Origin of the sequence: Catellatospora sp. NPDC049133 (genome assembly GCF_040648455.1) — a bacterium.
GTDB lineage: Bacteria > Actinomycetota > Actinomycetes > Mycobacteriales > Micromonosporaceae > Catellatospora > Catellatospora aurea.
On record NZ_JBEZDT010000076.1, the window covers coordinates 1 to 8687 of the forward strand.

At 72.5% G+C, this 8687-nt stretch carries 14 protein-coding genes; all 14 read right to left on the minus strand.

Going from position 1 to position 8687, the window contains the following annotated elements; genetic code table 11:
* Positions 1-132: 132 nt before the first annotated feature.
* Entirely contained in the window at positions 133-474 is a 342-nt protein-coding gene (locus AB0B35_RS41745; protein WP_361057360.1) for a hypothetical protein, read from the minus strand.
* A complete protein-coding gene (locus AB0B35_RS41750; RefSeq protein WP_361057363.1) occupies positions 471-2096 on the minus strand; it encodes a DNA cytosine methyltransferase in 1626 nt (541 codons plus the stop codon). Before AB0B35_RS41750 ends, AB0B35_RS41745 begins: the two co-directional genes overlap by 4 nt.
* A gap of 19 nt (positions 2097-2115) precedes the next feature.
* Positions 2116-2343, minus strand: coding sequence for a hypothetical protein (locus AB0B35_RS41755; protein ID WP_361057366.1), 228 nt, complete (start codon positions 2341-2343; stop codon positions 2116-2118).
* Positions 2344-2545: 202 nt separating this feature from the next.
* Complete coding sequence (locus tag AB0B35_RS41760; protein ID WP_361057368.1) at positions 2546-4618, minus strand: FtsK/SpoIIIE domain-containing protein; 2073 nt, start codon at positions 4616-4618, stop codon at positions 2546-2548.
* Between the two features lie 92 nt (positions 4619-4710).
* Positions 4711-4980, minus strand: a complete 270-nt coding sequence (locus AB0B35_RS41765) for a hypothetical protein (protein ID WP_361057371.1) — start codon at positions 4978-4980, stop codon at positions 4711-4713.
* Between the two features lie 89 nt (positions 4981-5069).
* Positions 5070-5516 (minus strand): single-stranded DNA-binding protein, encoded by a 447-nt coding sequence (locus AB0B35_RS41770; protein ID WP_361057374.1) that lies wholly within the window; start codon positions 5514-5516, stop codon positions 5070-5072.
* Between the two features lie 121 nt (positions 5517-5637).
* Complete coding sequence (locus AB0B35_RS41775) at positions 5638-5877, minus strand: hypothetical protein (protein WP_361057377.1); 240 nt, start codon at positions 5875-5877, stop codon at positions 5638-5640.
* Positions 5878-5958: 81 nt separating this feature from the next.
* Complete coding sequence (locus AB0B35_RS41780; RefSeq protein ID WP_361057380.1) at positions 5959-6321, minus strand: hypothetical protein; 363 nt, start codon at positions 6319-6321, stop codon at positions 5959-5961.
* Positions 6318-6608 (minus strand): hypothetical protein, encoded by a 291-nt coding sequence (locus tag AB0B35_RS41785; protein WP_361057383.1) that lies wholly within the window; start codon positions 6606-6608, stop codon positions 6318-6320. Before AB0B35_RS41785 ends, AB0B35_RS41780 begins: the two co-directional genes overlap by 4 nt.
* The gene (locus AB0B35_RS41790; RefSeq protein WP_361057386.1) at positions 6605-7780 is read right to left on the minus strand and encodes a hypothetical protein; all 1176 of its coding nucleotides are present in this window, start codon (positions 7778-7780) and stop codon (positions 6605-6607) included. Before AB0B35_RS41790 ends, AB0B35_RS41785 begins: the two co-directional genes overlap by 4 nt.
* 18 nt (positions 7781-7798) lie before the next feature.
* Entirely contained in the window at positions 7799-7966 is a 168-nt protein-coding gene (locus AB0B35_RS41795) for a hypothetical protein (protein WP_361057389.1), read from the minus strand.
* Positions 7963-8169 (minus strand): hypothetical protein, encoded by a 207-nt coding sequence (locus AB0B35_RS41800; protein ID WP_361057392.1) that lies wholly within the window; start codon positions 8167-8169, stop codon positions 7963-7965. Before AB0B35_RS41800 ends, AB0B35_RS41795 begins: the two co-directional genes overlap by 4 nt.
* Positions 8166-8504, minus strand: coding sequence for a hypothetical protein (locus AB0B35_RS41805; RefSeq protein WP_361057395.1), 339 nt, complete (start codon positions 8502-8504; stop codon positions 8166-8168). The genes AB0B35_RS41800 and AB0B35_RS41805 overlap by 4 nt, the downstream gene beginning before the upstream one ends.
* Positions 8504-8687 (minus strand): hypothetical protein (locus tag AB0B35_RS41810; RefSeq protein WP_361057398.1); only part of this gene is annotated, 184 nt, incomplete at its 5' end. The genes AB0B35_RS41810 and AB0B35_RS41805, both read right to left, overlap by 1 nt.

Consider the following 8687-nt stretch of genomic DNA (forward strand, 5'->3'; position numbering starts at 1 on the left):
TGGCGGGCGGGATGGGCTGTTCGCACCAGGCGCACAGCCGTCGCGTGTCGACGGTGACACGCGACGGCTCGTAGGCGTCGGGTCCAGCTGGGCGCGACGCGTCGTGCTCCGCCACGGCGTAACGCGTGAGGCTCACCGCGGGCCTCCTGCGGCCTGGTCGCCGGGGCCGAACACCCGGTCGACGACCACGCGGGTCACGGCCAGCAGGTGACGGGCCTGCGCCTGCGCCACCTGCTCATCGTCGGCCAGGTCGAGCACGACGCGCAGCTCTACGCGGTCGCGGCCGGCCTGGTCGCGGTAGCGGGTCGCGATGAACCGGCCCACGTCGGTGACCCACACCTCCGGGCGCGAGGCGTGCTCGCCGCCAGGCAGGCGGCGGGCGGTGCAGTGGTGCGCGCGGGCGCACCAGTCGGGGCAGCGCTTCTCTCTGTCGGGCCGGATCGTGCGCTGGCCGGTGGTGAGCGCGCGGGTCATGACGCGCTCCGGCTGTCCAGGGCGATGGCGACGCGCCCGCCGAGGAACTGCGCGACGTTGGCGGACACGGCGTTTCCGGCCTGCATGGTCTGCTCGGAGACGTTGCCGCGCACGGTGTAGGCGTCGGGGAACCGCTGCGCGCGCAGCTGCTCGCGGGGCTTGAGCATCCGGAAGTAGCAGTCCTCTACGGCCACGGCCGGGCGCAGCAGCGCGCCGGAGTCGTGGGTGGCCATGGTGTGCAGCGGAGCGTCGGTGCTGGTCGGGCGGTTGCCCTTGCGGTAGGGGATGACCAGGGCGTGGTGCCCGCCCCCGGCGGCCATGGTCTGGAATGGCTGGCTGGTGGAGTGGGCGGTGCCGTGGTTGCGCAGTACCGCGATGAACGGCTCGGTGGTGACCAGGCTGTGGCTCAGGCTGGCGGTCTGCGTGCCAAGCGGTTCGCTGTCGACGCGCTTGGACATGCGGGCGGGGTCGGCGTACCCGCCGTACTGCTTGACGTAGAACGGCGGCACGACCAGGGCCTCTGACTCGGTCGCGGTGCGGGTGCGCATCGGCCCGCCGGTCGGGTAGGCGTCGGTGTTCCACGAGCCGCCCGCGGGCACCAGCATCGGCGGGGTGGCGAACCCTTCCCCGATCCTCACGGTTCGGGTCGGCAGCGGCCCGCCGTCGATCGGCAGCGCACGGCTGTCGCTGTCGCCGTGGTTGACCGTGATCAGCGTCTGCCGGTCGGCGAACATGCTCAGCCCGTGCTCGATCCGGGCGACGGTCGCCGCAGCCAGGGGCCGGGCCTTGTCGCCGATGCGCTCGCCGACGTCGGTCCAGTCGATCGCGGCGCGCGCGGGCATCACGTACGGCTCGACCTGCGCCTGCCCGCAGGCGGTGTTGGGGCAGAGGTAGACGTACTGCTCGCGGTAGGCCCCGATGCGGCCGAATTTGCGGACCTTCGGGGTGTCCTTCCACGCCTGGACGGCGTGGACGTCGGTCCCGCACGGGTCGCACCAGGCCAGGGGCCGGGGTGCGACGTCGGGGGCCGGGATGCCGGTGCGGGTGAAGACCAGGTACATCCGGTCGCGCCATTGCGGCGCGTAGGGGTTGCCGTCCCCGCCGATGTGGGCGCTGGACGCGCAGACGGTCTGCTGGTAGTAGCCCAGGGTCCGCATCCCGGCGCACCACCACTCGAACAGCTCCCACTTCCACGCGACCTCGGGCACGTTCTCGACCAGCACGGCCGAGTAGCGGTGGACCTCGGTGGCGCGGATGACGTCGTGGAACGTGGCGCGGGTGCGTTCGAATCCGGCCTGCTCGACGTGGCCGTTCTGCTCGAACAGGTCGAGCTGCCCGCGCGGGCGCGGCTTGGCCTTGGTGACCTTCTTGGATGAGCCGCCGGCGGGGCTGGCCTCGGTGCAGATCGGCGAGGCCCACAGCACGTCCGTGCTGGGCAGGGCGCGCATGTCGTAGTTGTTGACGTCGGCGCACAGGTGCTCGGCGTGCGGGAAGTTGGCGGCGTGGGTGTCGATGGCGGTGCGCCAGTGGTTGGCGGCCAGGGACAGTTCCAGCCCGGCGGCGGTCAGCCCGATCGAGCTGCCGCCCGCGCTGCAGAAGATGTCGGTGAAGGTCAGAGACACGGCGAAGCTCCGTTCTGGGTCAGGAGTGGATGTCGCGGTGCAGGCGGCGCAGGTGGTTGTAGGCGCGCACGCCGCGCCGGGCGCGGTAGCCGGTGGTCTTGCAGCGGCGGCAGTCCTTGCGGCGGCGCAGGACCTTGGTGGTGCGCCAGCCGGTGGCCTGGCAGCGCTCGCAGCGCGCGAACGGCTGAGCAGCACACAGCCCGGCATAACCGAGCGTGACGACGGTCGCGGCGGTGCAACCGATCATGGCTAGAGTCGCGGAGGGGTCCACGGAAGTGCCTCCAGAAGGCGTTTCAGGGTGCACGGGGCCAGGCGTCTAGGACGTCTAGACGCCTGGCCAGGGTGTTCGCGGGTGCTCTAGAGGGTGCTCTAGGTCTAGAGCGCGGTTGCTCTAGACCTAGAGCAATCGGTGCGGACGGTTCGCCCGGTTCGCCGGTTTCCGGGTTGGGCTACTTTCCGCGCTTGCGGTCACGCTCCGCGATCGCCGACACGATGTCGTCGCGCTTGATCCCGAACAGGTTCTTCTTCTTGCCGGTGTCGGGATCGACGGCCCAGACCTGCCCGGTCGTGATGCCGTAGGGCTTGAGCGCGGCCGAGATGTTGGCCTGGCCCCAGCCGCCGTAGACGTCGGGGCGCAGCTCGGCGAGCCGGGCGGCGACCGCGGTGGAGGCGGTGTTGCGCTCGTCGGGGCCGATGACGGTCAGCACGTCGGCCAGCACGTCGAAGGCTGGGCGTACCGGCGCGTCGTCGGCCACGCCCAGGGCGTAGCCGGTCAGCGTGCCAGCAGACTCCCGCGCCGCCCGTGCCCGCGCCACGACCTGGTCGGCGGCGGGTGCGTCGATGTAGTGGGTGCGGGTGATCTGCGGGTCGTCGCCCTCACCGGTCAGGTAGCCGATGCCCTTGTCAGAGCGGGTGAACATCGTGGCCGTGATCCCGGCGGTGTGCATCCCGGTGCCGAGGATCATGTCGTTCGCGGTGTGGGTCATGACCTTCATCGCGTACCGCAGCACCACGTTGCTGCTGATCACCGGCGGGATGGACTTGGCGTCCGGGCGCTGCGTGCCGAACAGCAGGATGATCCCCAAAGCTGGGCCGCGCCGCACGAGGTCTTCGCAGATCTCGCGCAACTCCTCGCCGTACTCGGGGTGCTCAAACCAGCGCTGGCACTCGTCGACCCCGACCACGACCGGAAACAGGCCGTAGGTCTTCTGCGAAGCGAGTTCATCGGTGACCTTCGACTCCGGGACCAGGTGCGGCGGCAGGTCACGAATGACCTTCGTGCGCCGCCGCATCTCGGCGTGCAGCTCCCGCATCGAGGTCACGGCGTAGTCGATGTCGTCGGCCTCATCGCCGGCCCGGTAGCGGTGCGCCACGGGCTGAAGCGGCCGGAAGTCGCCCGTGCCCTTCAGGTCGTAGCAGTGCAGTTGCGCGCGGGCGTCCAGGGCTGCGGCCAGCAGCATCAGCCGCAGCGTGAACGTCTTGCCCATACGCGGGATCGACCCGATCACGGCGGAGGCGAACATGAGCGTGACCTGCACGGCCCGCCCGCGCGGGTCGGTGCCCAGCGGGAACGCCCGGAACAGGTTGACCGTCCCGGATCGCAGCAGCGGCCATTCGGGGTTCTTGGCCTGGTTCATCTCCTGGTCACCGACCCACACGACCAGCCGCCCGGGGTGCACGCGCGGCTGCCCTTCCGGCCACACGCAGCCCAGCGGCCGAGACAGCGCCGACGCCAGGTTCTCGCGCTTCTCGATGACCTCCGACGCCGTCACGCCCGGGGGCAGGTCGATGTCGGCCCGCCACCCGTTGCCCTCCCGGCCGATCCGCGCCGGCCAGCCGATCGCCCGCGGGTCCTTGGCCACGGCCCGGTTGATCCCCGAGATGCCCAGCGTGAGCAGCGCCCGCTCCACGGCGTCGCCGGTCAGCTTCGACACCCGCTGCGACACCACGGCCGAGCCGATCAGCGGCGCGTCGGGCTGTCCGCCGACCAGGCCGAGCCCGGCGACGGTGGCGAGGGCGGCGGCGGCCTGCCAGCCCCACGGCGCGGCGGTCAGCGCGGCAGCGCCGCCGCAGGTGGCCAGCATCGTGAACCCGCCGACCCACACCCGCAATCTGACGCGCTGGTCGCGTTTGTTGGCGAGCTTCATGTACTCGGCGGCGTTCTCCTCGCGCACCATCGCGCGGCGCAGCTGCTCGGCCTCCCAGTCGAACATCCACCGCACCCCACCGGTGATCACGCGGCCCAGGCCGCGAGGGGAGCGCAGGGCGAGTTTGCCGCCGTAGAACGGCACCCGCAGCAGGTGATACGCGGACACGTGTGCGCTGTAGTTCAGCGCCCAGCGCATCTGGTCGCGGACGGCGTCGGCCGAGCGCAGCCAGCGCGGCAGCACCGGACGGCGCGCCGCCGGGCCGGGCGGCGGACCAGCCTGGTCGGGGTCGTCGACCGGCAGCGCCGGGCCGCGGTCGGGGGTCAGTTCCTGCTCGTAGGCGTCCCAGTCGAAACGCGTCTCGTCGGTTGACATGATGACGTGCACCTTCCTGTCAGATGGAGGGGTGCGCCGGGGCGTGGCCTGCGGTTTGGCGGCCAGTCGGGCCGCGCCCCGGCACAGACGGTTCAGGGCCGGTCGGCGGTGCGCAGCGCCTCGGTGCGCTGCTCGGTCTGCTCGATGAGGACTTCCAGCCCTTCCATCGCGCCGCCGCACAGCGCGCTCAGCAGGAACACCCCGGCGGCGGTCCAGCCGTGGCCGGTGAACGCCAGAGCCACCGCGCCGACCAGGCACAGGACCCCGGTCGCGCTGCTGGCCCGCCAGGCCGCCCGCAGCCGCCTGGCCCACCGCATCAGCGAGTCCAGGTCGGCGGGGTAGTTGACGACGATCGTGAACAAGAGACGATCCCCTCTCTGGCCTGCCACGATGGCGGCCACCGCACGCGCCGAACACAGGTGCTCGGCGCGCACGGTGACGGCCCGGAAGGTCAGAACGGAGGCTCGTCGCTGGTGTTGCTCTCCCACGGGTCCGCCGCACCCGCGGCGGCCGCCGCGCCACCGCCGCCGGTGCGGGTCAGCTTCTTGACCTGCGCGGTCGCGTAGCGCAGCGACGGGCCGACCTCCTCCACGTCCAGCTGCATGGCCTGCCGGGTCTCGCCCTCGGGGGTCTTCCACCGGTTGAGCTTCAGGCGGCCGGTGACCACGACCCGCGAGCCCTTGTGCAGGGACTCGGCGATGTTCTCGGCGAGCTCGCGCCAGGCCGAGCAGTTCATGAACAGTGGGTCGCCGTCCTTCCACTCACTGGTGGCCTTGTCGTAGTTGCGCGGGGTGGATGCCACGGTGAACTTGCACAGCGCCGCCCCGGCGGGGGTGTAGCGCAGTTCGGGGTCGGCGGTGAGGTTGCCGACCAGGGTCAGGGTGGTCTCGTTAGCCACGAGCAGGCTCCTTCGGTGCAGGCGTCGCGCCCAGCTGGACGCGACGGGTGCGGGCTGGTCGCCGATCTGGCGGCCACCGCTCCCAGCCAGGGCGGATGAGCCCTGGCCGGGACGGAGGCGGTCAGTCGCGGAACGTGCCGTGGATGTCGCCTCCGGCCTGGATGACGACCGCGCCGGGGCCGGTGGCGACGGCGGTCATGGTGGTGCGGCGGCCCGCGCGCCGGGCGCGGTTGGTGAGGTCGGCGAGGTCTTCGAGCAGGGTCTCCAGGACGGCCTGCCGGTTGGCCGTCTCGTCGTGCATCGCGAGGTCGGCCTCTGCGGTCAGCCGGTCGATCCGGTCGCAGAGCTGGATGATGTCCACCGTTGCTCCCTTCCTTGGTGCCTGTCTGGCGGCCACCGCGACCGGCCAGGCACGGGCCTGGCCGGCACGGAGGCGGCCGGATCAGCAGCCTTCGGGGATCTCGCACGTGTACGCGCTTGCGCAGCTGCGCAGGATCGCGCGGGCGGGGGTGTTGCCAGTAACCGCGACCTGCACCCAGATGTCGCCGGTCAGCTCGCCGACCGGCCGGGTCCAGTCGATGGCAGCCAGTTCGGCGGCGGCGCGGCGCGCGCAGTGCGCGCACGTCGCGCCGCTGGTCAGGACCCATCCCGATGCCTGGTGCACGAGCCACCAGCCGCCGCTGTAGCGATCGTCGGCATCGAGCGCGGCGACGACGGCCAGGCCGGGCGCGGCCTGCTCACCGATCACTCGCAACGGCGGCCGGTCAGCGCGCACGACCAGGGCGACTTCGGTCAGTGTGGTCACTGTCGGGCCTCCTCACGCTCGGCGGGAAAGCACTGCTGCGCGGTGCAGACGGTCGCGCCGCGGTACAGCGCCCAGCCCGCCGAGTAGCTACGGGCGTCGCTGGTCGGGGGCTGGTCGGGCTCGGGTGTGGTGCAGGCCGGTACCGGCGCGTGGTGGGTGGCCTTCTCCTCACGGCCGAACACGAGCCGGGTCGTTGTCCAGGAGTGGCCGTCACGGCGGTGGACCGGCGAGCCGGGCTTGACGGGGCCGTCGGTGACGATCTCCCAGTGGGAGGGCAGCACGCTCATCGCTCGCTCCCGACCGTGCTCAGGTCGAGGTCCATCTCGGTCAGGCTCTTCGCGCCGTGCCAGGGGCGGGCGGCTGACACGTAGCCGTCGAACAGGCCGATCAGGAACGCCGTGCCGGCCGCGCCGATCGGACCGACCGAGTGCGCCAGCATCGGCCCGACCTGCTGTGTCCAGTCGGTGTCGGTGTTCCAGCCGCCGACGATGTTGAGCAGCAGCGACGTGCCCAGCGCGGTCCATTCGATCGCGGTGGCGCGCCGGTCGGTGTCACCTCCGGCCGAGCGCAGCACGGCCCGACCGATGATGATCAGGCCGACGATCGCGATCAGCGCGGGCTCCATCGCCCACGCCGCCCACCACCCCGCCGTGTCGGCCGACAGGCCCAGCAGGCGCACCACCCCGGCCTGCACACCCGTGGTCGACCAGGCCGCGAACGCGGCCAGGACCGGGACACCGGCGGCGAGGGTGACCGACCGGACGCGGGCCACGCGCAGCGCGCGCATCTCGGCCGAGCCCTGGATCTGGGCGCGCAGCCGGGCGCGGGTGCCCGAGCGTGTCGCGTGCCGGTACAGCGCGGCCAGCGATGCCGCGTCGGCGGCGTCACGCGCCCGCTCCCGCCGGGCGAGCTTGGCGGCGCGGGCCTGCTCGCGCACATCACCGAGGGCGATACGGTGCTCGGCCTCGGCCGCGCGCCGCGACAGCTCGTCGTGACGGGCGATGTCCAGCCGCGCCCGCTCGTCGTCGAGCTTGGCGGCCTGCGCCAGCACCGGGGACACGCCGGCGGGCACCGGGTCCGGCAGCGGCGGCGCGGCCACCGGGATCGGGTCGGCGACCGGCAGCGGCGGCACCACTTCTGTGATCTTCGGCCCTGGGGCCACGCCAACCGCCGTCTGCGGCGACGCCTCGGGCATGATCGGCGTTTCGGTGATCTCCGGCTCCGAGGCCGGACCGGTCGGCTCGGCCCGCTCCGGCGAGGCCGGGGTGTTGGCCTGGCGCTTGCCCAGGGCGGGCGCGGTCAGGGTCGACAGCAGCGCGTTGGCCTTAATCTCGCCGATCCGGAACCGCTTCATGGTGGCGTTGCGCGACGGGGCCGCGCCCAGCTCGGCGGCCCAGGCGTGGAAGTCGTCGAGCATCGCGGCGACGGTGGGCGGGTGCACGCTGGAAGGTGCAGTCATGGCTATGGCTCCTCTCGGTCAGCGGTTCTTGCGGTTGCGGGCCTCGGCCGCGAACACGGCGGCCTGGTCACGCTCGGACAGATGCGACAGCACGGCCCGGTCGTGGCCGTGCCGCTCCAGGGCGCGCAGCAGCGCGACCGTCACGGCGTCGTCGACCTGCTGGTCGGTACGCGGCTTGTCGCTCACCGGGCCACCTGCTCATCACGCAGGGCGCGGGTGAGGCGCTGGAGCGCGCGGTACTGGCGGCGGCAGGCGGCGTCCCAGTGCTCCCACGGCTTGCGGTCGAACGTGCCGCTGTCGCTGCTGTAGGCCAGCCCGGCACGGTGCAGGGACAAGCCGTAGCGGGCGGCCATGTCGTTGATGGCCCAGGCGAGCGCGTAGTGCTTCACCGGCCACCTCCGGTCAGCGGGTGGCGGCGCGCGCAGGTGGCGTAGACGCGCACCTGCCCGGCCCGCCTGCTCGGATAGGGGTCGGAGACCTCGATCAGCGTCGTGGTCTCGTCCAGCACCGTCAGCAGGTTCGCGACGTCGGCGTAGCCGCCGATCAGCCGCAGCTCCACCTTCTGGCCGGGGTCGGCGGCGTCGAGGGCGGTGCGGTACATCGCCTCGCGCTGCATGTCGCGCAGCCGGGCGGTCAGCGCGTTGGCCTGCTCGGCGGTCAGCTCACCGCGGCTGCGCCGCCGCGCGACCTCACCGATCGCACGGCCGATACGGGTGCGTGCCATCAGCGGGCCTCCCGCCGTGCCGCAGCAGCGCGGGAGCACACGAACCGGTACCCGCGGTTGCGACGGGCGCGGACCTCGGCCAGCCGACGGCGCACCTCGGCGCGCTCCAGCTCGGTCAGCTCCAGCGGCTCACCGCGCATCACACGGCGCACCGCGACCTCGTCGATGTAGGACGGATCCGGC